This window comes from Microbacterium sp. Ag1, assembly GCF_001005635.1.
Classification (GTDB): domain Bacteria; phylum Actinomycetota; class Actinomycetes; order Actinomycetales; family Microbacteriaceae; genus Microbacterium; species Microbacterium oxydans.
Map to the genome: position 1 here is coordinate 33,715 of NZ_LBCR01000031.1, position 26,855 is coordinate 60,569.

Consider the following 26,855-nt stretch of genomic DNA (forward strand, 5'->3'; position numbering starts at 1 on the left):
CCACTACGGTAGGAGTCGCGTCACGCGGGGTGACCGCCGTGGGGGAGGGTTCGCATGCTGAATCAGGCTGAAGCGGTGTCCGGTGAACGGGTGTTCCGCCGGAACCCGCTGCGCTCAGCCGTCGGGGCGATCCTGCTCTCCGCTGCACTGTCGGCGGCGACACTCTTCGTGCTGCCGAAGTTCCTGCCGGGCACCATGAACATCTCCACCCGTGGCGTGGTGGTGCTCGTCGTCGCGATCGCCCTCACCGTGGCGGTGTTCGCAGGCTTCTTCTGGTTCCGCAACATCCGGATCGTGGTGCGCCCCGATGCGGTCGAGATCGGGAAAGCCGGCAGCCGTGAGACGTTCGCGCGCGCGTCGACGCAGTTCCGCTCCAAGATCACCGAGCATCGGACCAACGGACTCCCGAGCGGCACGACGCGCGCCCTGATCGTGCAGACGGGCGGCCGTGAGATCACGATCGAGTTGCCGGGGTACTCGCGGACGATGTTCAACGAGCTCATGGCGACACTGAATCCGATCGCGTTGCCCGTCTTCGACGATCCGGTCGCCGCGGCGCGGGCGGTGTCGCAGCTGCCGACGCAGTTCAGCGTCGACGGCTCCGGTGAGCGGCGCCTCGCCGCTCGGATCACGATCGCCGCGGTCGTCCTCCTCGTGATCGCGGTCGGTGTGGGCCTGCTCGCCGCCGTTCCCGGATTCCTCGACGGCGAGCTCTCCGCCCTCATCCTGCTCGCGCCGTTCGCCGCGCTCGCCGCCGTCGGGTTCGGCATCGCAGCGCTGCAGCGCCAACGCGTGGTGCGTTCGATCCCCACGCAGGTCGCGCTCGGTGTCCAGGGCATCCGGATCGACGACGTCGACACCCCGTACGCCCAACTCGATCGCATCTGGCTCACTCCGCCCGCTTACCCGGTCAGAAGGCTCCGACTGCAGCGAACGGGCGGCACCAGCACCCACCTGCTGGCGTCCTCTCGCGTGGAGATCGTGCCGGAGTACGACGACCTGCTGTTCGCGGTGCGTGCCAGGACCGCCCACGTGCCCGGTCTGCTCTCCTTGGACCTCGAATGACGACCGGATCGACCGTGCCGCCGGTGGGACACGACCCCGAGTACCCGATCGTCACGGAGCGCTTGCTCCTCCGCCCGATCGCACCCTCGGATGCGGTCGCGATGCACGCGTACAAGTCGGATCCGGACGCCGTTCGCTACGTGCCCTACCCGCCGCTGCAGCTCGCCGACGTCGAGGAGCGCATCGCCACCACCTGGGCGAACACACGATTCGCGGCCGAGGGCGATGCCGTGTGTCTCGCGGTCGAGGACCGTGAGACGGGATCGCTCATCGGAGACGTGGTGCTGTTCTGGCGCAGCGAGACCGACCGATCCGGCGAGGTCGGGTACATCTTCGACCCGCGCGCCGCCGGGCGAGGCTACGCGACCGAAGCGGTCCACGCCCTGCTCGCCCTCGGCTTCGACGGGCTCGGCCTGCATCGCATCGTCGCGCGGATGGACGAGCGCAACATCTCGTCCGCCCGCGTGGCCGAAAGGCTCGGATTCCGCCACGAGGCACGGCTGGTGGAGAGCGAGTGGTTCAAGGGCGAATGGACCACACTGCTCATCTACGCGCTGCTCGAGCACGAGTGGCGCGAGCGCTCCGCGGCGGCCGACGCCTGACGGCATCCTCCATAATCGAGGATGTGACTGCGACTGCAACCCTTCCCTCCCTCGACGGCCGCCGATTCCGGATGGTGTCGTCCACGACCTCGGCGGTCGACCCGGAATCCCCGAGCGTCTTCGAGTACTTCGAACGTGACGGCGCGATCTGGGGCGGGTACGAGGGTGACACGGTCACCTTCGGCAAGTTCGTCGGCACCCGCACGGGCGACACGATCTGGGTGTCGTTCGTCCATGTGCTCAAGAGCGACGGCACGGTCGTGACCGGCGACGGCGAGAGCGAACTGGAGCTGACCGACGACGGCGGCATCCGTCTCGTCGAGCACTACGAGATGCACGGTCTGCCGCAGCTGAGCGTGTGCGAGGAGATCTCGGCCTGACGCGGGTCAGCGCGGCGGAAGCGTGTCGCGCCCCGGCGAGGCGGGCGTCCACCGCGTCATGCCCAGTGGCGCGGTGACGCTGCTCCGTTCCGGAAGGTCGCCCGGCAGCAGGTAGGGGCGGCGGATCACCTCGTCGAGCACGACGACGCTGACCACCGTACGCACCTCGGGCAGCTGGGCGATCACCCCGGTGGAGAACTCGTGCACGCCGCTGACATCGACGGCCCGGATGAGGAGCATCGCATCGTGCTCGCCCGTCGTGATGGCGCACCATTCGACGTCCGGCATCTCCGTCACGCGTTCGCGGAACGACGCCCACGCCTGCGGCATCACCGTGACGAACACGAGCGCCCCGATCGACAGCCCGGCCTTCGCCTGATCCACGCGGGCACTGAAGCCGGTGATCACCCCCTCGTGCACGAGCGACTCGACGCGGGTGTAGGCGTTCGCGCGAGAGATGCCGACCTTGTCGGCGAGGGCGGCGATCGAGACACGACCGTTATCACGGAGCACTTCGAGGATTCTGTACGCCGTCTCGTCCAAGGGTGCGGCACTTCGTCCAGAATGCTTCGACTCTTCCGCATTCTTGCTGGACATATTGTTACCCACAATCGAGGTTCTGGACAGAGCGTGCCGACGTGACCCGCTCTTGCTGGACACATCGTCGCATATGATGCGAATCTGATCCACGGTCGTCCACATCGGTGGCGGCTCACCCGAATGTACTCCTCGCCCTTGGAGGCCCTCATGTCGTCACGCCGTATCACGCCGGTCATCGCGCTCGGAGCCGTCGCGCTCCTCGCGCTCGCAGGTTGCTCGGGAGGGAACTCGGCGAACAACGGCGGGTCTTCCGGGAGCTCCGACTCCCTCGTCATCGACACCGCGTTCTCGATCGAGACCACCGACCCGGGTCACACCTACGACCCGACCGGCAACATGATCGCCAAAGCGCTCTACGAGACCCTCGTCGACTTCGAGGGCTCCGACGTCTCCACCCCGGTTCCGGGCCTCGCGTCGTGGGAGCAGAACGACGAGGCGACCGAGTTCACCTTCACCCTCGAGGGTGACCGCGTCTTCTCCGACGGCTCGCCCATCGAGGCGAAGGACGTCGTGTTCTCGCTGCAGCGCATCCAGGGCATGGAAGACGCCAAGCCCAACTTCCTCCTCGGCGGCCTGACCATCACCGAGGTCGACGACAAGACGATCCAGTTCACGTCTGAGACCCCGCTGCTGCAGCTGCCCGCGATCCTCGCGAACCCGGCACTCGGCATCGTCAACTCCGATGTCGTGATCGAGAACGGCGGCGCGACCGACGGCACCGACTCGGCGCAGAAGTTCCTCGACGGCGCATCCGCCGGCTCCGGACCGTTCGTGCTCGACACCCTCGACCTCAGCTCGCAGGTCGTGCTCACCAAGAACGACGAGTACAACGGCGACGAGGCGACGGACTACAAGCGCGTCGTCGTGCGCAACGTCTCCGAGAGCGCGACGCAGCTCGCCAACCTCAAGGGCGGCGACTCGATGGTTGCGATGGACCTGAACGGCGACCAGGTCGCCGGTCTCGGCGACGACATCACCGTCGACTCCGTTCCTTCCGGTCAGACCATCTTCCTGCTGCTGAATCAGGGTGCCGCCGGCGGCGACCTGGCGAACGTCAAGATCGCCGAGGCGATCCGCTACGCACTCGACTACGACGCACTGCTGGAGCTGGCCGGTGCCGGCTCCGTCCAGGCGACCGGCGTCATCCCTCCCGGGTTCGAGGGCGCGCTCGACAGCGGTGTGAAGCAGGACCTCACCAAGGCCAAGGCCGCACTCGCCGAGGCCGGATACACGGGGCAGACGCTCAAGCTGCAGTTCCCGAACGACTACCCGGTCGGCGGCGTGGAGTTCACCCCCCTCGCCGAGCGCGTGCAGGCGCAGCTCGAAGACGCCGGCATCACGGTCGACCTCGCCCCCGCGCCGTTCGCGACCGAGCTCGACGCCTACGTCAACGGCACCGAGGGCTTCGGCCTGTGGTTCTGGGGCCCGGACTACGCCGACTCGGCGAACTTCCTGCCCTTCGCTCCGGGTCTGAAGGTCGGCCTCCGTGCCGGCTGGGCCGCCGAGGCCAACCCGGAGATCGCGGGCATCGCCGCCGGTGCTGCCGCAGCGACCGACTCCGAGCAGCGCACGTCCGCGTTCACCGCGTTCGCCGAGGCGATGCAGGCCGAGGGTCCCTTCGTCCCGCTCATCGTCCCCGGTCGCAACATCTCGTCTGCCGACAGCGTGAAGGGCGCCGTGTACAACTCCGTGTGGGAGATGGACATCGCCGAGATCACGCCCGCCGGCTGATCGGACGACTCATGACGACAGTGGCCGTGCAGAGGCAGGCGCAGCGGCGCCGCTCGCCTCTCGTCGGGCACCTGCTGCGGCGGGCCGGCACCTCCCTGCTCCTGCTGGTGGGCGTGACGATCGTCACCTTCGCGCTCACCAACCTGGTGCCGGGAGACCCGGTCTCGGCAGCGCTCGGTGAGGGCGCGTCGCAGAACCCCGCGACGCGCGAGGCGTTCATCAAGGCGAACGGACTCGACCAGCCACTGTTCGTGCAGTACTTCATCTATATGGGGAACCTCCTGCGCGGAGACCTCGGCACGTCGCTGGTGACCGGACGCCCGGTCACCAGCGACCTCGCCACCGCCGTTCCCGCGACGATCGAGATCGCGATCGGGGCGATCATCGTCAGCCTCGCGGTCAGCATCGTGCTCGGCACGCTTGCGGCCTACCGCCGCGGACTCGTCACCGACCAGGTCATCCGCGTGGTCACCCTGGTCGGCCTGAGCGTGCCGACCTTCTGGCTGGCGCTCGTCAGCTTCTATGTCTTCTTCCTCGAGCTGCGCATCGCGCCGGGCTCCGGCCGTATCTCGCCCTCGATCACGCCGCCGCCGCGGGTGACCGGGCTCTACACGGTCGACTACCTCGTGAACGGCGACGCGGTCGGGTTCTTCGACGCGCTCGCTCACCTGGCTCTTCCGGTCATGGTGCTCTCACTCGTGACCATCGGACTGCTGACCCGCTTCATCCGCACCTCGGTGCTCGAGGTGCTCGGCAGCGACTACGTGCGAGCCGCCCGCGCCAAGGGGCTCCCGGCCATGCGCGTCATCCTCGACTACGTGCTGCGCGGAGCCTCGCTACCGATCCTCACGGTGGTGGGCGTCGCGTTCGGTGCCCTGCTCTCCGGCACGGTGCTCGTCGAGTCGGTGTTCGCGTGGCCGGGTCTGGGAACCTACGCCTACAACTCCGCCGCGAACCTCGACCTGCCCGGCATCATGGGCGTCGGTCTCGTGGTCGGCGTCATCTACCTCCTCATCAACTTCATCGTCGACCTGCTCTACGGCGTGCTCGACCCGAGAGTGAGGATCGCATGAGCCGCATCGCCGCAGCGACCCCTGCCGGACGCTTCCGTTTCCGCTGGCCGCGTGCCTGGCGCACCCCGCTCGGCATCATCGGCACCGTGATCGCCGGTGCGTGGATCATCGTCGCCTTCACCGCGCAGTGGTGGGTGCCGTACCCGCCGAACGCGCAGGTGCTCCCTCGACTGCAGGCACCGGGCATCGACACGCTTCTCGGCACCGACGGCAACGGCCGCGACATCTTCTCGCGTCTGATGACCGGCGCCACCGTGAGCCTTCCGCTCGCGCTCATGCTCGTGATCGCCGCCATGATCATCGGCACGCTCATCGGCGCGCTCGCCGGATACTTCGGCGGCTGGGTCGACGAGACCCTCATGCGCATCACCGATCTGTTCATGGCGTTCCCGACCGTGATCCTCGCGATGGTGGTGGCCGCCTCCCTCGGGCCATCGCTGTTCAACGCCGTGATCGCGGCGATCGTGGTGTCGTGGCCGCAGTACTCCCGCGTCACCCGCAGCATCGTGCTGGGCCTGCGCGGGCAGAACTACGTGATCGCCGGTCGCCTGCTCGGCCACTCGCCGGCTCGCACGCTGTTCGTCGACATCCTCCCGAACATCGCCGGTCCGGTTCTGGTGCTCGCGACGCTCGACATCGGTGCGGCGATCCTGCTCCTCTCGGGACTCTCCTTCCTGGGCCTCGGCGCCCAGCCGCCGACTGCGGAATGGGGCTCGATGATCTCCGGTGCGATGCAGAACTTCGACGCCTGGTGGCTGGGCGTCTTCCCGGGCCTCGCGATCCTCACGGTCGTGCTGGCGTTCAACTTCCTCGGAGATGCGATGCGCGATGTGCTCGACCCGACGGCCGAGATCACGCATGAGAAGGCCGCGGAGCACAAGGCGTCAGCGACGGGGGTGGCGGCATGACCTCGGCGCAGGGAAACTCGTCCCTCAGCATCCGTGATCTGACCATCGACATCGGACGCCCGCTCGTGAAGGGCGTCTCGCTCGAGCTCGAGGCCGGCCGTATCCACGGTCTCGCCGGCGAGTCGGGGTCGGGCAAGACGCTCACCTCGCTCGCCGTGCTCGGGCTGCTGCCGCGTCAGGCGCGCGTCGGGGGATCGATCCTGCTCGCGGGGGAGGAGCTGGTGGGCCTGAAGCGCCGCTCCCTCAACACGGTGCGTGGCAAGCGGATCGCCATGGTGTTTCAGGATCCGTCGGCGTCGCTGCACCCGCAGCTGCCTGTCGGTCGTCAACTCACCGACCACATGCGCGTGCATCTCGGGCTCAAGGGTGCGGCGGCGCGGGCACGCGCCGTCGAACTGCTCGAGACCGTGCAGGTGCCCAATCCGACGGAGGCGCTGAAACGGTATCCGCACCAGTTCTCCGGCGGCCAGCGTCAGCGCATCGCGATCGCCTGCGCCCTCGCCTGTGACCCCGAGGTGCTGCTGGCGGATGAGCCCACCACCGCGCTCGACGTGACCGTGCAGGCGGGGATCCTCCAGCTGCTGCGAGACCTCGCCGTGGAGCGGAACCTGGCAGTGCTCCTCGTGACGCACGACCTCGGCGTGATGAGCGCGATCGCCGACACGGTGGCCGTGATGAAGGACGGCCGGATCGTGGAGCTCGCCGATCGCGAGACCCTGTTCCGCGATCCGCAGCACGAGTACACGCGCATGCTGCTCGCGGCCCTCCCGGGTTCGCGCATCGATGAGGCACCGGAAGGGCAGGCCGCAGATGAGTGAGGTCGCCGTCCTCGACGCGCAGGACGTGGTGGTGCGCTACCCGGGCAACCCGCCGGTGATCGCCGTGAACGGTGTGTCGATCAGTGTCGCAGCGGGCGAGACCGTCGCTCTGGTCGGTGAGTCCGGCAGCGGCAAGTCCAGCCTCGCCCGAGCCGTGGTCGGCATCGAGAAGATCGCCGCGGGGACCGTGCTCTTCCGGGATGCTCCGGTCGCCCCGCTCGGCATCCGGCGGCGGGGGCTCGCGCTCACCGGCATCCAGATGGTGTTCCAGGACCCGGCGACCTCGCTGAACCCCCGGCGCCGGGTCGGTGACCAGATCGCCGACGGGATCGCCACCGCCAAGGCGCGGGGTGCCGAAGGGTCCACGGTCGAGGAGTGGCTCGAGCGCGTCGGCCTGCCGACGAATGTGAGCACCCGCTTCCCGCACCAGTTCTCGGGCGGGCAGAAGCAGCGCATCGCGATCGCGAGGGCGCTGGCGGCTCGGCCTTCGCTGCTCGTGGCCGATGAGCCGATCTCGGCGCTCGACGCCTCGACCCAGACGAGTGTCGCCGGCCTGATGCGCGACCTGGTGGCCGAGTCCGGCGCGGGCATGCTGTTCATCTCGCACGACCTCGCCGTGGTGCGCCGCATCGCCGACCGCACGTTCGTGATGTTCGGCGGTCGCGTGCTCGAGTCGGGTCCGACGGATCAGCTCTGGGCCACGCCGAGGCATCCTTATACGCAGGCGCTCCTGGCGGCGATCCCCGAGCCCGACGGCGCCGGGCGCATCCCTGCCGCCCCCACGGTCGACGACCGCACCGTGTGGGCGGAGGTTCCCCCGGTCGCGTACTGACCCGCGGTGCCTCCTGCGAAAACGGAGACGACCCCTCCCTTGGGCGGAGTGTCGAGGTGCGACACTCCGCGCTGAGAAGGGATCGTCTCCGTTTTCGCGGGCGGCCCTGCGGATGCAGCTCCTGCGGATGCAGAGCGCGCGGATGTCAGAGTGGTGCGACGATGTCCTGCTTCACGTCCCACTCGGTGACTTCCTGGATGCTCTCGATCTTCTGGCCCTCGACCTCGGTGGAGGCATTGGCGGCGAGCACCGCGTAATCGCTCGTGACCTCGAAGACCATCGCGACGCTGGTGCCCTGCGCCTCCGAGGTGCCGGTGAGGAGGAACACGTCCTGGCCCAGACGCGTGCCTTTACCGGTGACGGTGTACTCGCCGGACAGCGTGTCGGCCACGCCCATCGGGTCGGACGCGTCGACGGCCTTCGCGGCCGTGCTGAGCGTGCTGATCTCCTGGTCGGTCGAGTTCTCGTCGGCGACCTGCCACTCGCCCGTCGCGGACTTGACCCACGCGTCATCGCCGATCACGATGACCGACCCGAACGTGGTGGTGGTCTCGACCGCGTCGTCGGCCGGGTTGTAGCGCGTGGTCGACTCCATGCCCAGGGTCGTCATCTTCGCGGAGAACCCGGCGGTGTCGGTCATGGCGGCCGTGACGCACTCCGCGAGAGTGGCACCGTCGATGGTCGTGCCCTCCTTCAACTCGGGGCAGTCCGCCTGCGGTGCTTCCGCCTCCTGCGAGGCTCCGGCACTGGGCTTCTTCTCGGCGGTCGAGTCCGATCCGCTTCCGGTGCATCCGGTGAGCAGCACGGCGGCGGCGAGCACGACGCCGACCCCCCATTTGTTGACGCGCATCGCGTCCCCCCTCTGGTCGAACGCCCGATGACCGTCATCGGGCACTCTTTCCAGCATGCCAAACACCCCAGGAGTTCCCGTCACCACCGACCGCTGTGTCGGGGTCTTGTTCGCGCCCGCACCGCTCTTCCGCTAGACTGTCGAGGTTGTCTGCCTTGCGGCGTCCATTCGGGATTCCAGAGGCGGGCACGTGCACACACCCTCCTGCTCCCGGGAAATTCCCGAGAGCCGTTCTAGTCCGAAGGAGGTGGGTAAGTGACGCACCAGTACGAACTCATGGTCATTCTGACCCCCGAGATCGACGAGCGCCAGGTCGCACCTACGCTCGACAAGTTCCTGAAGGTCATCACCAACGATGGTGGCTCTATCGAGAACGTCGACATCTGGGGCAAGCGCCGTCTCGCCTACGAGATCCAGAAGAAGACCGAGGGCATCTACGCCGTCGTCAACTTCACCGCGACCAGTGCCGCCACGCAGGAGCTCGACCGTCAGCTGAAGCTGAACGAGCAGATCATGCGCACCAAGGTGCTCCGCGCTGAAGAGGCTCAGGCGATGATCGCTTCCGAGGCCAAGCGCTCCGAAGAGAAGGCTGCCCGCAAGGCCGCCAAGGCTGCGAAGGCCTAAGTCTCATGGCCGGCGAAACCGTCATCACCGTGGTGGGAAACCTCACGGCCGACCCCGAGCTGCGCTACACGCAGAACGGGCTGCCGGTGGCGAACTTCACCATCGCATCGACGCCTCGGAACTTCGACCGTGCCGCGAATGAGTGGAAGGACGGCGACGCGCTGTTCCTCCGTGCATCCGTCTGGCGCGAGCTCGCCGAGCATGTGGCAGGTTCGCTGACGAAGGGCATGCGCGTCATCGCGCAGGGCCGTCTGCGTCAGCGCTCCTACCAGGACCGCGAGGGCAACCAGCGCACCGCGATCGAGCTGGAGGTCGACGAGATCGGCCCCTCGCTCCGGTACGCGACCGCGCAGGTCACCCGTGCGGCCTCGACCGGCGGTGCCGGCGGCGGTGGCGGTGGACAGTCTCGCCCCGCGCAGCAGCAGGTGTCGGAGGAGCCGTGGTCCACGCCCGGCTCGTCGACCAGTGCCGATGCCTGGAGCACTCCGGGCAGCTTCGGCGACGACACCCCGTTCTGAAAACACTTCTCTGGCCCTGAGCTGGACCCCTGGGTCCCTGAGCTCGTCGAAGGGCCGCTCATCACTAAGGAAAAACTATGGCTGGAAAGTCGAGCGGCGACCGCCGCAAGCCGCGGAAGGGTGGCAAGCCCACCGCTCCCGCGAAGTCCATCCGGGTCGGTGTCATCGATTACAAGGATGTCGCCACCCTTCGCAAGTTCGTCTCGGAGCGCGGCAAGATCCGCGCCCGTCGTATCACCGGTGTCTCGGTGCAGGAGCAGCGTCTGATCGCCACGGCGATCAAGAACGCGCGCGAAATGGCGCTCCTGCCCTACGCTGGCGCCGGCCGGTAAGGGGTATCGAGATGGCAAAGCTGATTCTCACGAACGAGGTCGCCGGGCTCGGTAGCGCCGGTGACGTGGTCGAGGTCAAGAACGGGTACGCCCGTAACTTCCTCATCCCGCAGGGCTTCGCTACGGCGTGGACCCGCGGTGGCGAAAAGCAGGTCGCTTCGATCCAGGCCGCGCGTCAGGCACGCGCGATCCACGATCGTGACGACGCTGTCGCACTGAAGAACGCTCTCGAGGGCACCAAGGTGCGCCTCACGGTCAAGGCCGGCAAGGAGGGTCGTCTCTTCGGCTCCGTCAAGACCGACCACGTCGCGGATGCTGTCGCAGCCGCGGGCCTGGGTTCGATCGACAAGCGCAAGGTGCACATCCCGTCGCCGATCAAGGTGACCGGTGAGCACGAGGCGACCGTGCGTCTGCACGACGATGTCACCGCAGTCATCACGCTGCAGGTCATCGCCGCCAAGTAAGCACACGCGGCAAAGCCCCCTGTTCTTCGGGACGGGGGGCTTTCTGCATCCTCGGATGAGGGAACGCCGCCTCAGAGGTCGCGGCCGTGCACGGGTCTGGCGTTCGCCGGGGGATCACCGACCTCGTCGACGGTGTGGCCGGTGCAGGCCGCCGCTGTCACGCTCGCTCGTTCGACGCGCGAGACGGCGAACCACCGGATGGCATCGCGCAGTCGACACCAGCCGACCAGGTACCACCGCCCACCTGTGGAGGCGAACAACACGGGTTCGACGTCTCGGGTGGTCGCGACGCCGTCTCCCGAGGTGTAGCGGATGCGCACGACGCGCTGCTCCGACATCGCCTCCTCCAGCGCCGACCGGACCGCGCGCGACGGCGACGGGGGTGCGTCGACCCAGACGCGGTGGGCGAGCTCGTCCGCACCGGCGCGGGTGCGCGGGTCGAGGACGTCGATGATCTTGCTCACGGCGGCTGCGGCCAGATCGCCGTACGGGGCATCCGGGCTCGCCGACACGGCCGCCATCAGGGCCACGGCCTGCGCGGGGGAGAGCGTTACGGGTGGCAGGGACGCGCCCGCCGCCAGCCCGTAGCCCCCACCCGGGCCGGGGCGTGACCACAGCGGCGCGCCGCTGCGCCCGAGAGCGGCCAGGTCGCGCTTGACGGTGCGCACGGAGACCTCGAACTCGCGCGCCAGACGCTCGGCCGACACGCCCCGCGAACCGCTGCGGCGCAGCATCTCCGACAGGGCATGCAGTCGCTCCGCACGTTTCACGGGCGGACCATCACAGAATTCATGACATAGATAGTGACACACACCTGTCTGCCGTGCAGCGCAGGCTGGTGGCATGACACACACGAAGAGCAGCCCGACCATCCTTCTCATCGCCGGACATTGGCTGGGGGCTTGGGCGTGGGACGAGGTCCTCCCACACCTGGACGATGACGGCACTCGCGCGTCCGCGATGACGCTGCCCGGCCTCGACGCGGACGACCCCGACCGCGCCGCGAGGACTCTCGACGACCAGACGGAGGCGATACGCGAGGAGCTCGCCCGACTCGAGGCTTCGGCGGAACGGCGCGCAGTGATCGTCGCGCACAGCGGTGCGAATGCTCCGGTCAGCCTGATCCTCGATCGGCACCCTGAGCTGGTCGCACGCGTCGTCTGGGTCGATTCGGGACCGCTCGCATCCGGGAGTGTGTTCGCGCCCGACCTGCCGCACGACGTGGACGAGCTTCCCCTTCCGCCCTTCGACGTGCTCGGGCAGCAGGCGAGCCTGGAAGGCCTGAGCCCAGAGATGCTCGCCCGCTTCCGTGAACAGGCCGTCCCCGAGCCGGGCCCCGTGCTGCGCCAGTCCGTCGAGCTCGTGAACGACGACCGTCGTGCCGTACCCACCACCCTGGTGTGCTGCTCGATCCGGAGCGGGCAGGTGCGGGAGTTGGCGCAAGCGGGTCATCCGATGTTCGCGGAGGTCGCGCATCTGAAGGACGTCGACATGATCGACCTCCCCACGGGGCACTGGCCCATGTGGAGCCGGCCGGGCGACCTCGCCGAGCTGGTCCGGGCGGCGACCGCCCGGACCAGCTGATCGAGTCGGAGCGCTACTCGCGCTCGCCTGCGACCTCGAAGATGTCGGTCGGGGTCTCCGCTGCCGCGGCACGCCGTTCCTCGCGCCGTGCGCGTCGCTCCGCGCGCTTCGCGATCCGGCGGTCCCGACGGCGCTCCACCAGTGTGTAAAGGATCGGCACGAGCACGAGCGTGAGCAGCGTCGAGGACACGAGCCCGCCGATCACCACGATCGCGAGGGGCTTCGAGATGAACACGCCGCCACCGGTCAGCCCGAGTGACATCGGGATCAGGGCGAACACCGTGGCGGCCGCCGTCATCAGGATCGGACGGAGTCGCAGACGCGTGCCGTGCTCCACGGCGTCGTCGAGACTCGCGCCCGCCTCGCGGAGGCGGTTCACCAGGTCCATGAGCACGATCGCGTTCGTCACGACGATGCCGATCAGCATCAGCAGTCCGATCAGCGCGGGCAGGCCCATCGGAGTGCCAGTGAGGAGCAGCCCGAGGATCGCCCCGGTCGCCGCGAACGGGATCGAGATGAGCAGCACGAGCGGACCACGGAAGTTGCGGAACGTCGCCACCATCACCAGCAGCACGAGCACGATGGCGCCGAGCATCGCCAGACCGAGCTGGCTGAACGCCTCGTCCTGCTGCGCCGAGGCGCCGCCCTGTTCGAAGGTGACCCCTGCCGGCAGGTCGGTCTCGGCGATGGCCTTGTCGATGGCCAGTCCGGCGGCGGACAGTCCGCCCTTCTCCGGCGTCACCGTGAGCGTGACCTGGCGCTCACCATCGGCGCGTGTGATGGTCGGAGCAGTGAGCTCCTCCTCGACCGTGGCGATCGCGGCGAGCGGGATCGGGGTGCCGGTGACCTCGGCGGCCGCCTTCTGCTCGGCCTCGGCTGCCTCGGCCTCGGCCTGCTGGGCGGCGGCGTCGGAGCGGCTCTGACGCAGGGCCTTGATCTGCTCGTCGGCGGCCGTGATCCCGGACTGCGCGCCCTCGATCGCGCCCTGGAGTGCGGCGAGCTGTTCTGCACGCTCCGTCTGGGCCTTGAGCATGGCCTCGTCGTCGGGGCTCAGTGGATCCGCCGGAACGATGGGTGCTGCCGACAGCTCGGCCAGTTGACGGTTGAGGGCACCGATCTGACCGGCCATCTCCGCTCGCTGCTTCGTGGCCGTGTTGATCTGCGAGTTGAGTTCGTTCTCCGCCTTGACCTTGGCCTCGTTCGCCTTCGCATCGGCCTTGGCCTGGAGGGCGTCCGCTGCCGCCTTCTGCGCTTCGGCGGTCTGCTGGGGCGTGACCGGAAGCATGATCTCACCGAGCTTGTCGGCCGTGCGTGCCGATCCCGGCGTGCGCACGACGATGTCCCGCTCCTGGCCCTCGTACATGAGGGTGCCGACCGTGGTTCCGGACAGCGCCTCCTGAACGGCCTTGGCGATCATGGAGCGGTCGAATCCGAGGCGCGTGGCCAGCGGCTCGTCGACCTTCACGCGCAGCACCGGCTGTTCACCGGAGAGCTCGCTCTTCACGGAGCGCACTCCGTCGGCGTCGGCCAGCTGCTTCTCGAGCAGGTCGCTCGCCGTCCGCAGCGCGGTGGGGTCGTTGCCCTGGATCTGGAGGTCGATGCCGTCGCTCGCCCCTGCGAGGGACGCGTCCTGCGCGGCGAGCTCGATTTCTCCGCTGTCGGGCAGCCCGTCGAGGGCCTTCTGCACCTGTGCTTCGACATCCGCGACCTCGGCGCCGTCCTCCACACGGAGGTCGTACGTGATCGAGGTGGGTGTGCCGGGGGTCGGCACCGGGATCGACGTGGTGATGTCGGCGATGCCGTCGATCTTCCCGAGCGTCTTCTCCACCGGTTCCGCCGCGGCGACCAGATCGGCCGTGGCCTCCTTCGGCGGGGTCTGCACGACCTGGAGGCTCGCCTGGCCGGACGACCCCAGGAAGTCCGTCTGGATGAACGGGGTCATGCCGAGGGTCACGACCAGCAGCAGCGCGGAGGCCACGAGTGTGATCACCGGGTGCCGACGGGTCGCGTTGAGGGCCGGCATGAACGTGCGCTGCAGGCGGTCCGGAGCGGAGTGGATCTCGTCGAGCTCCGACGGGATGTCGCTCTCGCGGGCGGGTTCGGCGAAGGAGGAGGCCGTCCCGAGCGCTGCCGTCACCGCTGTCGTCGTCGCCGCGGCGGCAGTACTCCCGTCCTCGACCGACTCCGCCGACGAGGGCTGCGCCTCCTCGGGGGTCGACGTCCGGTGTCGGGGTGCCTTGTTCAAGAACCACGAGGCGAGCACGGGCACGATGGTGAGCGACACCACGAGCGACGCGAGCAGGGCGATCGAGACGGTCACAGCGAACGGGCGGAACAGCTGACCGGCGATACCCGAGACGAACGCGATCGGAAGGAACACCGCGACGGTGGTGAGCGTCGATGCGGTGATGGCGCCGGCGACCTGCCGCACGGATGCGACGATGCCGTCGATCGTGAGCGGACCATCGCCGCGTCGCCGCGAGATGTTCTCGATCACGACGATCGAGTCGTCGACCACGCGTCCGATCGCGATCGTGAGCGCGCCGAGGGTCAGGATGTTGAGAGTGTTGCCGCTCCACCACAGGCCCACGAGAGTGATGAGCAGCGACAGCGGGATCGAGACCGCCGCGATGATCGTCGAGCGCCATGAGCGCAGGAAGGCGAGGATCACGAGCACCGCGAAGAGCAGGCCGAGACCGCCTTCCACGGAGAGGTCGTGGATCGACTGCTCGATGTAGGGCGCCTGGTCGAAGATGGTGACGAACTCGGCGTCCAGGATCGGTGCGAGCCGGTCGAGCTCGGCGTTCACGCCGTGCGAGATGTCGACGACGTTGGCGCCCTGAGAGGGGATGACCTGGAGAGTGAGGGAGGGCTTGCCGTTGACGCGCGAGATGGTCTGCGCTGGAACCGTCTCGATCGAGACGTCGGCGAAGTCGGCCACCGCGACCGCGCCGTCGGGGGTGGGGACGGAGAGGGTCTGGATGTCCTCCAGGGTCGCCAGCCGGGATCCGACCGTGATCGAGAGCGGGCCCTCGGCCGAATCCGCCTGGCCGGCGGGGAGCGCCGCTCCGTGGGCCTCCAGGAGCGGTCCGAGTGTGGAGGGCTCGACCTTGAGGCGCGTGACGTCTGCGGAGCGGAGGTCGATCGTGATGCGCTGCGTCTCCTGACCGGCGAGCGTGACGTCGCGAACACCTGAGACGGTCTTCAGCGCCGGGACGACCGTCTGCTGCAGGGCGTCCCCGAAGGCCTCCTGGTCGCCGGTGGTCCCCGCGCTCAGCACCATCGCGGGCAGGTCTCCCGCGCCCCCCGAGGCCACATTGACCTCGGTGCCGGAGGGGAAGCCGGGCTTCAGGGACTCCGCCGCGCTGCGGATGGTGCGCAACGTCTCCTCGTCGTCTTCGCCGAAGGTCCACTCGACGAGGACCTGCGCGTCGCCGGTCGCCGTCGTCGAGGTGACGCTGGTCACGCCGGGTACGGCGCGGACCGCCTGCTCCAGCGGCTCGGTGATGGTGCTCGCCATCTCCTCGGGGGCAAGACCCTGCGACTGCGCCGTGATGAAAGCCATGGGCGCCTGCAGCGACGGCATCAGCTCCTGCTTGAGCGAGTTCATCGATATCAGCCCGAGGGCGACGATCGCGAGCGTCGCGAGCGAGAGGATGAGGCGGTTCTTGAGACTGCTGCGGGTGAGGAACGACATGGCGCGTTGGCGTGCTTTCGTGTGAGGCGCGACGGACGGACAGGCGGACGCGCGGCGGGTGCGGCCGGCGGGCAGCCGCCAGTCGTCGGGCCGTACCGGTTCCCGCCCGGTTCCTGCACAGATCGATGAGAGGCGACTGCGCAGCGGCGACACGGTCGATGCTTCGAGCCTGCCGGGTCGGCCGCACCGGGACATCCCCCCGAGGGCTGATACCGGTCATCCCGCGGGACGATGATCGGCCGGGAAGAGCACGGTTGCGGGAGCGTATGCGGTTCTGCATACACTCCCGCAACATCGGCTGCGCTTGGCTCGAAGGCATGAGTGCTCTCCTGGTGAACTCCACGTCTCGTCGCCGAACCGGCCTCCGCGCGTGACCGTGGTCTCGTCGCCACCGCGGGCGGCGTGGGGAGATGCCGCGAAGGGGCTGCTGATCGTCCTGGTGGTCTTCTGGCACGTCGTGCTGAAGACGTACCTGCAGGTCGATTGGCGCATCGGCATCCCGATCCCCGGTGTCTGGGGACTCGCCAGCGATCTCATCTGGCCGTTCCTGATGCCGTTGTTCCTGCTCGTCTCCGGCTACTTCGCCGCCGGTGCACTGGCGCGGCCATGGGCTGCCGTGTGGCGACCTCGGGTCGTGCGCTTCCTCTACCTCTATCTGGTGTGGACCCTCATCCACATGCTCGCGATGTGGGCGTTCCCCGACTTCCCCACGTTCGTTCCCCGCAGCGTGTCCGAGTTCGTCGAAGGGGTGACGATCAGCCCGCCGAACACCTGGTACCTCTACGCGCTCGCGCTGTACTTCCTCGTGGCCAAGGGGCTGCAGCGTCTTCCGCGCTGGACGCTCCTGGTCGCCGCATCGGCGCTGTCTGTCACAGTCGCCGCCGGCGTGGTCGACGTGGTGAGCAATCGAGGCTCGCTCCTCTACAACCTGCTGTTCTTCCTGGTCGGGGCCTATCTCGCGCCGCGGATCGGTCGTTTCACGGCACGGCCGCGGCGTCTCGCGGCAGGGGTGCTCCTGCTCGCCTACCTTGCCGCCTACGCCGTGATGCGAGTGACGGGCGCGGAGCAGGTGCCCGGCGTCTGGCCGATCGTGTCGTTCGTCGGAGTGACGATGGGTCTCGCCGTCGCGACCCTGCTCCCGGGGGTGCCGTTGCTGGGGAGAGGGCTGACATGGCTGGGGGCACGCACCCTGCCGGTCTACCTCCTCCACATGCCGCTCCTGGTGCTCGCGGATGCCGCACTGGTGGGTCCCCTGTCCGACGCAGGGAACGCCGCACAGCTCGTGGGCGCGCTGGTGCTCCCGCCGTTGCTGACGGGTGCACTCGTGGCGGCCTGCGTCTTCCTCGCGCGGCTCACGGAGCGCGATGGGCTGTCCTGGCTCTGGGGTCTTCCCCGGTTGCGGGCCGACCGGAGGAGTGGTGCCGCTCGCCCGCGCATCCCCTGGCGCAGTCCGGTGGCGGTGCTGGTGCTGGTCGCCATCGCCGTCGGGCTGAGCGCGGCGGCGGCGTTCCCGGCGCGCACGTCAGAGGCGCGCGCTTCGTCTGCGACGCGCTCGGGGGAGGTGAGCATCGGAGCGGTCGGGGACGTCCTCCTCTACGACGTGCAGCACGCCGTGCCGGATGATCGCGGCCGGGCATACTTCGACGATGTCCGTCCGTGGTTCACGGAGGACATCGTCACGGGGAACCTCGAACAGGCGATCAGTGCGGAGACCGGGTACGACAAGTGCGGCCGCAGCGCGAGCTGCCTGGCGTTCCGGAGCGATCCCGATGCCGCCGCCCACCTGCAGGGCTTCGACCTGCTCAACCAGGCCAACAACCACAGCCACGACTACGGGAGGACGGGTTTCGACGAGACGAGGACGCTCCTGCGTGCGGTGGGGATCGACGCCGTGGGGGAGCGCGACGAGATCGTCGTCACCCGCGTCGGGAGCACCTCGGTGGCGATGGTCGGATTCGCGCCCTACAGCGGCTTCAACCGCATCACCGACCTGCGGCACGTGCGGCAGCTGGTGCGCGCTGCTGCGGCGCAGGCCGACATCGTGGTCGTGCATGCGCACATGGGGGCGGAGGGCCCCGGAGCCGACGCGGTGACACCGGGCACCGAGTTCATGTACGGCGAGAACAGGGGAGACCCGATCGCGTTCGCGCACGCAGTGGTCGACGCGGGCGCCGATCTGGTGATCGGACATGGCCCGCATGTGCTCCGCGGGGCGGAGTTCTACCGCGGGCGTCTGATCGCCTACAGCCTGGGCAACTTCGGGGGCGGGGGAGTGTTCGGCGCCGAGGAGGAGACACGCCACGGCGCCTATCTCTCCGTCCGGCTGCGAGCGGACGGCAGCCTCGTGGCCGGGCGGGTGCGACCCGTGCGGTTCGAGTTCGACGGTGGCGCGCCGCATCCCGACTCGACCGGTCGGGTGACCGAGCTGATGAACGAGCGGAGTCGGCGTGACTTCCCCGACACGGCGGCGCTCATCGACGAGGGCGGTGTGCTCCGGGTGCCATAGCGCGCGTCGGGGCTGGTCGAAGGTCGTCGAAGACTGGACGAAAGTCTCCCCGGTTCGGCGTAATGATCCGACCTCCCGTTCCATCTCTCAGGTGTGAGGGTTGCTCGGTCGAAAGGGGGCCGGGCATTGCGAGGGGTGAGGGAAATCGTGAGTGGTCGAAGCCCAGCGGATCGGCTTATGGATGAGTTGGAGGTCGAGTGCGGGGCGAGCGTGCAATGCGTCACGGATCGGGTCTCCGCCATGATGGGGATCGATATCGAAGTGCAGGTTCTCGGTGAGGCGGAATGGCAGGCGACGCCCAGGCACGTGTTGGTGGAGGGTGATCGCGCCAGGATCCCCGTCCGGGCTTCCGACCCGCGCTGGTATCGGTTGCATGTGGTCGTCCACGAACTCGCGCATCTGCTGAGCGGAGACTCCCGCTGCACCGCCCTTCCCATGTCGTTCGATCAGCTCCGGCGCCCCGCCCAGGCGCGAGTGCTCATGCATGCGGGTATCAGCGGCTTCGAGCCGGACGAACCGGGTGCAGGCGAGATCGCCGAGCAGCAGGCCGATGTCATCGCTCGTCGCCTGGGCGCCTTGCTCTGAACCATCGCGCGGGAGCGCATGAACCGCCCTGGCATCCGGGCGCGACGGATGCCCCGTGGGTGGGGATTCCACGGGGCATCCGCCCTTCTGCGCCGGCGTCGAACGACGGTGTGAGCTGGGGGCTACGACTCCGTCGACGTATGGGGTGGACGCAGCGGCGCACCGGCGGTGCGGGTCTCCTCCCCCGAGGACGAGCGCACCGCCGGCGTCATCGCTACGCCGTCAGCCGGCGGCGTCGCAGCAGTCCAGCGCCTCCGAGGAGAAGCAGGATCGCGGCGAGGGCGATCAGTCCTTCAGTAGGCGCTCCACCCGTCATCGCGAGCCCGTGGGCCTGGCCGGTGGTCGCTGCGCCCGAGGCGAAAGCGGCTCCGGACGTGCCGGGGGTCGAGCTGGCGGGGTTCGTGCCCGGGATGGTGCCGGGGTCGGTGCCCGGGTTGGTGCCGGGATCCGTGCCTGGATCCGTTCCTGGGTCCGTACCGGGGTTGGTTCCCGTGCCGGGATCGGTCACCGTGGCCTCGCCGATCACGGAGATGGCGTTGCCGCCGAGCGTGATCGGCACGTTGACCGGCAGCGCCACCTGCGTGCCGCCGAGGATGCCGTCGGTTCCGGTGGTGGTGTTGCCTCCGGTGGCCGGGGCGGGAGTGGTGGTCCCGCCGGTTCCGGTGCGGGTGACGGTGGCGTCATCGAGGACGGAGATCGCGTTGCCGGTCACGCCGATCGGGGCGGTGACGGGTGCGGTGATCTGGGTGCCGCCGAGGACGCTGTCGGTTCCGGTGGTGGTGTTGCCTCCGGTCGCGGGAGTGGGGGATGCGGTCGCAGCCGCTCCGCTGCCCGAGGCCGAGGTGTCGCCGAGCAGGGAGATCGCGTTGCTCGACACCGTGACGGGTGCCGTGACGGGCGCGGTCGCCTGCGTGCCGCCGAGGATCGCGTCGTCGCCCGAGGTGCCCGCCGACGTGGCCGGAGCGGACGAGCCAGACGGACCGGCGGTGCCGGCGCCCGTCGAGCTCGTGTCGCCGAGCAGGGAGATCGCGTTGCCCGACACCGTGACGGGTGCCGTGACGGGCGCGATGACCTGTGTGCCACTGCCGACGCCGTCCTCTCCGGACGTCGTCGATCCGGTCGGGGTGGAGGGCGCCGGTGCTGCGGCTCCCTGCCCGGTCGGAGCCGTGCTCTCGGTGTCGCCGAGAACCGACACGGCGTTGCCCGTCACGGTGATCGGCGCGTTGACCGCGAGCAGTGCCTGGGTGCCCGAGAGCACTCCGTCCAGGCCGTTCGTGGTCACGAGAGGCGCCCCGGCCGAAGGGTCGGTCTGGGGAGCCGAGCTCTGGGGAGTCCCGGCCGGGGCGCTGGTCGTCGACGTGTCGGTCACGCTCACGGCGTTGTTCGACACGGTCACGGGAAGATTGACGGTGACGGCGGCCTGAGTACCGGACGCCGTCCCCGACTCGCCGCTCGTCTCGGCAGGTGCCGGAGCGGGTGCAGGTGCAGGTGCCGGAGCGGGCGCAGGTGCCGGGGCGGGCGCCGGCGCGGGGGTTGGCGAGCTCGACACGACGGCGTCGCTCACCACGGAGATGGCGTTGTTCACGACGGAGACCGGGGCGGTGATCGCCGTCTCCGCCTGGGTTCCGGAGAGCAGTCCGTCGTCTCCGGTCGTCTCGGCCGCGTTCGCGACCGTCGCGCCGAAGAGCGTGATGCCCCCGGCGATGAGCGTGCCCCAGAGGGCCCGCTTCAAGGAAGTACGCATGATGGTTCTCCTGACTGGGTGGATCGTCTGATGGGTGCACGCGATCGGAGTGCGCGTGCAGCACGGCATCTGTCGTTCCTCGGAAGGAACGACGTGACGATCCGTCAGTCAGGAGAGACGTCGGTGTCGGCGACCGGCGAGGAGGGTACCTCGTCGTCGGAAGCGCCGGAGGTCCGCTCGCCAGCACGGAGCGGAGAAGCGTTCGCGTCGCTGAGACGCGCGGGGGACGTGCCGCTTCCGCCGCCGGAACCGGCAGAGGAAGACGCGGGAACCGCGGTGCCGAGCGCGCCTCCGGGCGGAGACCCCGCGGGCACAGGAGTGGTGTGGTCGAGGGCAGCGGTGGTGCTCTCGCTCGCTGAGCGCAGGGTCGATGGAGGTGCCACGGGGGCGGACCCCGAGGTCGGTGTCCCCGATGGTGTCGCGGCGGCAGGCTGCGTCGCGAGGACGGCGGCCGCCACGACCGCGGGTTCGGCGATGACGCCGGAGACCTCGCCTGGTTCCTGGATCGGTTCCTGGGTCGTCGGAGGATTCGTCGGGTCGATGGCTTCCAGTACGGGAGGGACGGTCTCGTTCGTCACGTTCCCGAGGAGGGCCGTGGTGTCGTCGACGACATCGACCACGTCGCCGACCGCCGAGATCAGGCCGAGGTCGGCGACGAGTCCGCCGACGACGGGGATGCCGGACACGGCCTCGAGAACCGGGTCGGTGATCTGCGAGACCGGCGCTCCGGTGAGGGTATCGGTGACCGGGGCGACGACGGTGGCCGCCGTCTCGGTCACGGCGTTCACGACGGGTGCCACTGTCGGCCCGACGACCGGTGCACTCGTGACAGGCTGCGTGACGGCGGCGACCACGGCGGGGGCGGCCTGCTGCACGGGGGCGACCACCTGAGTGACCACGGGAGCGACCACCTGCGTGACCACCGGAGCCACGGGGGTCGTGACGGTGGACACCGTCTCGCTGACCAGTGTGGTGAGTCCGTCGAGGGGGCCGTCTTCCTGTTCGTCCGCGTGCGCGGACCCGCCCGCGAAGAGCACGGCGAGCGTCGTCAACGCGAGCACGCCGATGCCACCCCAGAAGACGCCGGCAGATATGCCGCGTCGGGTGGCTCGAGCGTCCACGTCAACCTCCCCCTCAGAAGGCCAAGCACGTGTGCCTCCCCCTCAGAAGGCAACGCCTGTCGACGCAGGTGCGTCGATTGCGGGTGACGATACTCGCGCAAAGGCGATCTGTCTAGGGGGTTATCCGCGGGTTTCTGCGGATGTCAGCGCGTGACGCGCCCGAGGAAATCTCGGCTTGACTTTCCCCAGGTTCTACACATCCCGAACGCGCAGAGGGCAACCTTCAACGCCCGATTTAAACTGATTTTCATCCACAGCCTGGGGAATCGATAAAAGCCTGTTCAAAGGCGATAAAAAAGTTTGGATACGCGCTCCTCCACGGGGTTATCCACACCCGTTGTGCACAGACACTCCAGGCTTGTTCGCACGCTCTCCACAGAGTTATCCACAGCCCGTCTTGCATGGGGAAACAGTCGCTCGTAGCGTGGGCGAGCGACCGAATGTCGGAAGCCTCTGTTCTGCTGTTCAGGACGGCGTGAGCGCCGAGACCCGAGGGGCCCGCCCCCGGCCGTCGCACCACGACATCGCATCGGAAACGTCGCATCGAAGGGAAGACTGTGTCGATCGCCGACATCTCAGAGGAGCGCATGGGCGCGAAGCGCGCGCCGGAGCGCACGCCTCCCCACGATCTCCTCGCCGAGCAGAGCGCCCTGGGCGGAATGCTCCTGTCGAAGGACGCGGTCGCGGATGTCATCGAGACCCTCAAGGGCGCCGACTTCTACATCCCGAAGCACGAGCTGATCTTCGAAGCGATCCTGTCGCTGTATTCGCACGGCGAGCCCACCGACGTCGTCGCCGTCACCGATGAGCTCATCAAGACCGGCGAGCTCGGTCGCGCCGGCGGCGCCGACTACCTGCACACGCTGACGTCGATCGTCCCCACGGCCGCGAACGCCGGCTACTACGCCGGTATCGTCTCGGAGCGCGCCATCCTGCGCCGCCTCGTCGACGCCGGCACCCGCATCGTGCAGCTCGGCTACGCCGGTGAGGGCGATGCGACCGACATCGTCAACAACGCGCAGGCCGAGATCTACTCGATCACCGGATCCGAGACAGCTGAAGACTACGTGCCGCTGCAGATCGCCGTCGATGCCGCGCTCGAAGAGATCGAGGCTGCCAGCGGTCGCGACGGGTCGATGACCGGGGTGCCGACCGGCTTCAAGGAGCTCGACGAGCTCACCAACGGCCTGCACGGTGGTCAGATGATCGTCGTCGCCGCTCGACCCGCCATGGGTAAGTCCACGCTCGCGCTCGACTTCGCGCGGGCGGCGTCCATCGGTCACAACCTCCCCTCCGTCTTCTTCTCGCTCGAGATGGGCAAGAGCGAGATCGCCATGCGTCTGCTCAGCGCCGAAGGTGCCATCCCCTTGCAGAACATGCGAAAGGGAAACCTCGACCCGCGCGACTGGACCACGGTCGCCGCGACGCGAGGGCGCATCAACGACGCTCCGCTCTACATCGACGACAGCCCCAACATGACGCTCGTCGAGATCCGCGCGAAGTGCCGTCGCCTGAAGCAGCGCGAGGGTCTGCGCATGGTCATCATCGACTATCTGCAGCTCATGACCTCGGGCAAGCGCGTCGAGTCGCGTCAGCAGGAGGTCTCGGAGTTCTCGCGAAGCCTCAAGCTCATCGCCAAGGAGCTGCAGGTTCCGGTCATCGCCCTGTCGCAACTGAACCGTGGTCCGGAGCAGCGCACCGACAAGAAGCCCGCCATCAGCGACCTGCGAGAGTCCGGCTCGATCGAGCAGGACGCCGACATGGTCATCCTGCTGCACCGCGACTCGGTCTACGACAAGGACGTGCGTCCCGGTGAGGCCGACCTGATCGTCGCCAAGCACCGTAACGGTCCGACCGCGACGATCACGGTCGCGTTCCAGGGGCACTACTCGCGCTTCGCCGACATGGCTCCCGGCGGCGACTTCAACTGACCCGGGGATTCCGGCGCTGATCGCGTTCCACCTCTGAAGGTTGCCGACCGAAACGCATACGCTCACGCAACATCGGATGCGGTGGGGTGGACATATGAACCCCTCTGCTCGCCCTCGTGCATCCTCCGGTCCCCGGCTGCTCGTCGCGGGTCTCGCGGCGCTGGCGGTCGTCGCCGTCACACTGACACCGCGCCGATTCGCGGGTCCTGCCCGCGCGCTCTTCATGGACTTCGTCCACGTCTTCGCCGCGCCGCTGGTCGAACCGATGAGCTATCTCCAGCTGGAGAGCACTCTCAATGCTCTGCTCTTCGTGCCGCTCGGAGCCGCAGTGGCGCTCGCGCTCAGCAGGCGCCTCTGGATACTCGCGCCCGTGTTGGTGTTCGGTGCATCGTTCGCGATCGAACACGTACAGGCCTCGATACCCGGTCGCGTTCCCGACGTGCAGGACATCGTCTGGAACACGGTGGGCGGCGTCGTGGGAGCAGTCGTGGTGGGGATCGTCCGAACAGTTCTCCGGCCGATCCGCCGATCTCGCGCTGGCGACGGAAAGTAGTCGTTGATGCTGCTCCGGTAGCGGTCGGCCCGGTCCTGGCCCGCACGAACACCGAGTCGGCGCCGAGCCCGCGTTCGAGCGGAATCGGCAGGATCGAGTCGATCGTCGGCGGTTCTCGGCCTGGTCGGACATACGCCGGTCGCTCAGGATGGACTCTCCGAGATCGACGGGAGAGCATCACGGTGACTGTCTATTGGGTGAACACGTTCACGAGCATTCGAGATCACGAAACGCTTGCGCGGTACGTCGAGCGCGCAGGTCCCGCGATGCGGGCCGGGGGCGGAAGGTTCCTCGCGCGGGGTGCGCCTCTCGCAGTGCTGGAAGGCGAGTCGGCGTTGCGCACGACGATCATCGAGTTCCCGGATCTCGAGGCTGCGGTGGCGGCGTACCATTCCGAGGCCTATCAGGAGGCGCTGCGCATCCTCGGTGATGCCGCGACGAGGGAGATCCGGGTGATCGCGGCGGTGCCGGCGGCGGACTGAGCCCGGCGACAGTGCGCCTCCGCACCCGAGAGGATGCGGAGGCGCACTGCGGAGCGCCGGGCTCAGCCCACCGGTTCCGTCGTGAAGGTCACCGCGAAATCCGGAATCTCCTTCGGGAGGAAGGATGCGGAGCCGACCTCGACGGGAGTGGTGTCTTCGATGGACACGTTCCCGGGACCGGGGGGAACCCGGAGCAGGAACTTCTCGATCCGGAGGATGGAGCCGGTCGGGGGATTGACCGTCAGGCGGAAGCGGGCGTCGTCGGTCTCGTACACCAGGATCTTGTCGGCGGAGGCGTCGTTCTCAACTGCCATCCCGTCTGCCAGGGCGAGTGCCTCCAGGAACGTCGCGCGATACTCCGGGGAGGCGGAGAGGATGGGCACTGAATGTCCGAGTTCGTTGAGCATATGCTCCGCGGCGGGGATGTCGAGCCGTTCCTCGATGCTCGCGTACAGTCCGTTCGACTCCGGTTCGCCGTCCATGGGCATCCTCGCCACTTCTGCTTTGGCAGCGATCAGTTGATCCTCCATGCCGGTCGTCCATGCGGCGAGGAAGGCCGCGGGGTCCGACGGGAAGTCGGTGGTCGACACCGGGAGTTCCCCGATGGGAGGGGCGTCGACGTCGACATCGCGCACCGTGAGGGGCTCCGCGCCGATGGGGAAGGATGACCCGTAGTACGAAGTCCAGGCGCGGTGGACGGCCGTGGCGTCGCCGTAAGTCTCGGTGGCGTGCAACTCGGTGTGCGACGTCTGCGACGAGCTTCCGTCCGCCGCATGGAGATACGTCACAGCCGATTCGGTGACGACGGCACCCGTGGCATCCGTCCTGAAGCTGCCGAACGGAGGGGACTGCTCATTCCGACCACCGACGAGGCGCAGGTGTCTGGTCGCCATGGTCACCTGGACCGGCTGCGCGGCAGCCGATCGGATGGAGGCCGCGGTCTCGTTGAGATAGGTCGATGCCGAGGCAGCCGGCGGTTGGCCGACGACTCCCGGCGGGATGAGTACGGAGGCGGCGACGGCGACCGCGGCGACCGCCGTGCCCGCGAGGGAGATCCCGATGATCCGTCCGAGTGGGCGGCGACGTCGCGACTGCGCGATCGCCTGGTGGAGGGCGCGGCGAGGTGCCTGCGGCGATGTGGGGTAGGTGGGCTTCATCTCCCGCACCGTGTCAAGGATGTCCATGGATGGTCTCTTTCTCGGCAAGTCGGATGTGGGTGGTCGCCGCGCGCGGCCGGTGGGGTGGAGCCGCCGGCGGCGGAGGAGCGGCGAGCTTCGCCCTGATGCGGCTGAGGCGTGAACGCACGGTACCGACCGGGATCGCGAGCGCCGCGGCGATCTGCTCGTATGTGAGATCGCCCCAGGCGTGCAGGAAGAGCACCTCGCGGTCACGGGCCGTCAGCGCGGCGATGCGGGGGTAGAGGCGCTCGATCTCGCCTGCTGCATCGAGCTGCGAGGAGGAGCGGTCGTGATCGTCGGCAGCCACCTGGTCGTGCTGACCGACGGACGCCTGCAGCGCGCGCCAGTGTTGCGCCTGGGCCCTTCGGTGCTGTCCGAGGACATTCGTCGCGATGCCCATCAGCCAGGGCAGCGCGGAACTCCGCGTCAAGTCGTAGCGCCTCCGCTTGCGGAACGCGATCAGGAACGTCTCGCTCACGATGTCATCGCTCGCAGCCGGTCCGACGCGGCGGGCGACGTAGGCCGAGACGGCGCCGATATGTCGCTCGAAGATCTCGGAGAACCGTTCCGCGGTCTCGAGCGATTCGCGGATGATGTCGTTGTCGTTGCTCACACTAGGTATTCGTTCGGCACGGAGATCCGGTTCCATCGGGCGGCCTGCGTCGGCGACGAAAGTG

At 68.6% G+C, this 26,855-nt stretch carries 26 protein-coding genes; 18 read left to right on the forward strand and 8 right to left on the reverse strand.

What is annotated here, in order from left to right; genetic code table 11:
- Positions 1-54: 54 nt before the first annotated feature.
- From AAY78_RS11845 to AAY78_RS11855, 3 genes are read left to right on the forward strand one after another with little or no spacing between them, the layout of a single operon-like run.
- The gene (locus AAY78_RS11845) at positions 55-1,065 is read left to right on the forward strand and encodes a hypothetical protein (protein ID WP_046748517.1); all 1,011 of its coding nucleotides are present in this window, start codon (positions 55-57) and stop codon (positions 1,063-1,065) included.
- Positions 1,062-1,667 (forward strand): GNAT family N-acetyltransferase, encoded by a 606-nt coding sequence (locus tag AAY78_RS11850; RefSeq protein WP_046748518.1) that lies wholly within the window; start codon positions 1,062-1,064, stop codon positions 1,665-1,667. The genes AAY78_RS11845 and AAY78_RS11850 overlap by 4 nt, the downstream gene beginning before the upstream one ends.
- Before the next feature lie 23 nt (positions 1,668-1,690).
- Complete coding sequence (locus AAY78_RS11855; protein WP_231589711.1) at positions 1,691-2,047, forward strand: hypothetical protein; 357 nt, start codon at positions 1,691-1,693, stop codon at positions 2,045-2,047.
- 6 nt (positions 2,048-2,053) lie between these two features.
- On the opposite strand, the gene AAY78_RS11860 is transcribed toward AAY78_RS11855, so the two are convergent.
- Positions 2,054-2,644, reverse strand: a complete 591-nt coding sequence (locus AAY78_RS11860) for an Lrp/AsnC family transcriptional regulator (RefSeq protein WP_046748520.1) — start codon at positions 2,642-2,644, stop codon at positions 2,054-2,056.
- 150 nt (positions 2,645-2,794) lie between these two features.
- Here AAY78_RS11860 and AAY78_RS11865 point away from each other — a divergent pair, with 150 nt between their 5' ends.
- The 5 genes from AAY78_RS11865 to AAY78_RS11885 are packed head-to-tail and all read left to right on the forward strand — an operon-like array spanning position 2,795 to position 8,009.
- Positions 2,795-4,378: an ABC transporter substrate-binding protein gene (locus AAY78_RS11865; protein ID WP_046748521.1), complete on the forward strand. Its 1,584-nt coding sequence runs from the start codon at positions 2,795-2,797 to the stop codon at positions 4,376-4,378.
- A gap of 11 nt (positions 4,379-4,389) precedes the next feature.
- The gene (locus tag AAY78_RS11870) at positions 4,390-5,451 is read left to right on the forward strand and encodes an ABC transporter permease (RefSeq protein WP_046748522.1); all 1,062 of its coding nucleotides are present in this window, start codon (positions 4,390-4,392) and stop codon (positions 5,449-5,451) included.
- A complete protein-coding gene (locus AAY78_RS11875) occupies positions 5,448-6,359 on the forward strand; it encodes an ABC transporter permease (RefSeq protein WP_017203805.1) in 912 nt (303 codons plus the stop codon). The genes AAY78_RS11870 and AAY78_RS11875 overlap by 4 nt, the downstream gene beginning before the upstream one ends.
- Positions 6,356-7,177, forward strand: a complete 822-nt coding sequence (locus AAY78_RS11880; RefSeq protein ID WP_046748523.1) for an ABC transporter ATP-binding protein — start codon at positions 6,356-6,358, stop codon at positions 7,175-7,177. Before AAY78_RS11875 ends, AAY78_RS11880 begins: the two co-directional genes overlap by 4 nt.
- The gene (locus AAY78_RS11885; protein ID WP_046748524.1) at positions 7,170-8,009 is read left to right on the forward strand and encodes an ABC transporter ATP-binding protein; all 840 of its coding nucleotides are present in this window, start codon (positions 7,170-7,172) and stop codon (positions 8,007-8,009) included. Before AAY78_RS11880 ends, AAY78_RS11885 begins: the two co-directional genes overlap by 8 nt.
- 145 nt (positions 8,010-8,154) lie before the next feature.
- Here AAY78_RS11885 and AAY78_RS11890 read toward each other — a convergent pair whose 3' ends face one another.
- Positions 8,155-8,859, reverse strand: a complete 705-nt coding sequence (locus tag AAY78_RS11890; RefSeq protein ID WP_227751218.1) for a hypothetical protein — start codon at positions 8,857-8,859, stop codon at positions 8,155-8,157.
- Positions 8,860-9,114: 255 nt separating this feature from the next.
- On the opposite strand from AAY78_RS11890, the gene rpsF reads away from it, so the two are divergent.
- The 4 genes from rpsF to rplI all read left to right on the forward strand — a co-directional run bounded on the left by rpsF (position 9,115) and on the right by rplI (position 10,797).
- Positions 9,115-9,483, forward strand: coding sequence for a 30S ribosomal protein S6 (gene rpsF / locus AAY78_RS11895; protein WP_021201450.1), 369 nt, complete (start codon positions 9,115-9,117; stop codon positions 9,481-9,483).
- Between the two features lie 5 nt (positions 9,484-9,488).
- Positions 9,489-10,001, forward strand: a complete 513-nt coding sequence (locus AAY78_RS11900) for a single-stranded DNA-binding protein (protein ID WP_046748526.1) — start codon at positions 9,489-9,491, stop codon at positions 9,999-10,001.
- Positions 10,002-10,078: 77 nt separating this feature from the next.
- Complete coding sequence (rpsR, locus tag AAY78_RS11905; protein WP_017829850.1) at positions 10,079-10,333, forward strand: 30S ribosomal protein S18; 255 nt, start codon at positions 10,079-10,081, stop codon at positions 10,331-10,333.
- An 11-nt stretch (positions 10,334-10,344) separates the two neighbouring features.
- Positions 10,345-10,797, forward strand: a complete 453-nt coding sequence (gene rplI, locus AAY78_RS11910; RefSeq protein ID WP_045262454.1) for a 50S ribosomal protein L9 — start codon at positions 10,345-10,347, stop codon at positions 10,795-10,797.
- A 71-nt stretch (positions 10,798-10,868) separates the two neighbouring features.
- On the opposite strand, the gene AAY78_RS11915 is transcribed toward rplI, so the two are convergent.
- Positions 10,869-11,567, reverse strand: a complete 699-nt coding sequence (locus AAY78_RS11915) for a helix-turn-helix transcriptional regulator (RefSeq protein WP_046748527.1) — start codon at positions 11,565-11,567, stop codon at positions 10,869-10,871.
- A 73-nt stretch (positions 11,568-11,640) separates the two neighbouring features.
- On the opposite strand from AAY78_RS11915, the gene AAY78_RS11920 reads away from it, so the two are divergent.
- Positions 11,641-12,381 (forward strand): alpha/beta fold hydrolase, encoded by a 741-nt coding sequence (locus tag AAY78_RS11920; RefSeq protein WP_046748528.1) that lies wholly within the window; start codon positions 11,641-11,643, stop codon positions 12,379-12,381.
- Positions 12,382-12,394: 13 nt separating this feature from the next.
- Here the strand turns inward: AAY78_RS11920 and AAY78_RS11925 are convergent, their stop codons facing one another.
- Entirely contained in the window at positions 12,395-16,078 is a 3,684-nt protein-coding gene (locus AAY78_RS11925; RefSeq protein ID WP_046748529.1) for an efflux RND transporter permease subunit, read from the reverse strand.
- 370 nt (positions 16,079-16,448) lie between these two features.
- On the opposite strand from AAY78_RS11925, the gene AAY78_RS19275 reads away from it, so the two are divergent.
- Both AAY78_RS19275 and AAY78_RS11940 read left to right on the forward strand, forming a co-directional pair.
- Positions 16,449-18,584: a CapA family protein gene (locus tag AAY78_RS19275; protein ID WP_052748762.1), complete on the forward strand. Its 2,136-nt coding sequence runs from the start codon at positions 16,449-16,451 to the stop codon at positions 18,582-18,584.
- Between the two features lie 177 nt (positions 18,585-18,761).
- Positions 18,762-19,169, forward strand: coding sequence for a hypothetical protein (locus AAY78_RS11940; RefSeq protein ID WP_046748530.1), 408 nt, complete (start codon positions 18,762-18,764; stop codon positions 19,167-19,169).
- A gap of 214 nt (positions 19,170-19,383) precedes the next feature.
- On the opposite strand, the gene AAY78_RS11945 is transcribed toward AAY78_RS11940, so the two are convergent.
- Together AAY78_RS11945 and AAY78_RS11950 are read right to left on the reverse strand one after the other, a co-directional pair.
- Entirely contained in the window at positions 19,384-20,913 is a 1,530-nt protein-coding gene (locus AAY78_RS11945) for a chaplin family protein (RefSeq protein ID WP_046748531.1), read from the reverse strand.
- A gap of 104 nt (positions 20,914-21,017) precedes the next feature.
- Positions 21,018-22,034 (reverse strand): hypothetical protein, encoded by a 1,017-nt coding sequence (locus tag AAY78_RS11950; protein WP_046748532.1) that lies wholly within the window; start codon positions 22,032-22,034, stop codon positions 21,018-21,020.
- A gap of 557 nt (positions 22,035-22,591) precedes the next feature.
- On the opposite strand from AAY78_RS11950, the gene dnaB reads away from it, so the two are divergent.
- The 3 genes from dnaB (at position 22,592) to AAY78_RS11965 (ending at position 25,000) form a co-directional block, all read left to right on the forward strand.
- Positions 22,592-23,965 carry a replicative DNA helicase gene (gene dnaB, locus AAY78_RS11955; protein ID WP_082066285.1) on the forward strand — a complete coding sequence of 458 codons (1,374 nt, stop codon included), beginning with the start codon at positions 22,592-22,594 and terminating at the stop codon, positions 23,963-23,965.
- A 94-nt stretch (positions 23,966-24,059) separates the two neighbouring features.
- Positions 24,060-24,518: a VanZ family protein gene (locus AAY78_RS11960; protein ID WP_046748533.1), complete on the forward strand. Its 459-nt coding sequence runs from the start codon at positions 24,060-24,062 to the stop codon at positions 24,516-24,518.
- A 182-nt stretch (positions 24,519-24,700) separates the two neighbouring features.
- Positions 24,701-25,000 carry a DUF1330 domain-containing protein gene (locus AAY78_RS11965; protein ID WP_046748534.1) on the forward strand — a complete coding sequence of 100 codons (300 nt, stop codon included), beginning with the start codon at positions 24,701-24,703 and terminating at the stop codon, positions 24,998-25,000.
- A 62-nt stretch (positions 25,001-25,062) separates the two neighbouring features.
- Here the strand turns inward: AAY78_RS11965 and AAY78_RS11970 are convergent, their stop codons facing one another.
- Together AAY78_RS11970 and AAY78_RS11975 are read right to left on the reverse strand one after the other, a co-directional pair.
- The gene (locus tag AAY78_RS11970) at positions 25,063-26,184 is read right to left on the reverse strand and encodes a hypothetical protein (RefSeq protein ID WP_046748535.1); all 1,122 of its coding nucleotides are present in this window, start codon (positions 26,182-26,184) and stop codon (positions 25,063-25,065) included.
- Positions 26,171-26,791: an RNA polymerase sigma factor gene (locus AAY78_RS11975; RefSeq protein ID WP_052748763.1), complete on the reverse strand. Its 621-nt coding sequence runs from the start codon at positions 26,789-26,791 to the stop codon at positions 26,171-26,173. The genes AAY78_RS11970 and AAY78_RS11975 overlap by 14 nt, the downstream gene beginning before the upstream one ends.
- Positions 26,792-26,855: the final 64 nt, after the last annotated feature.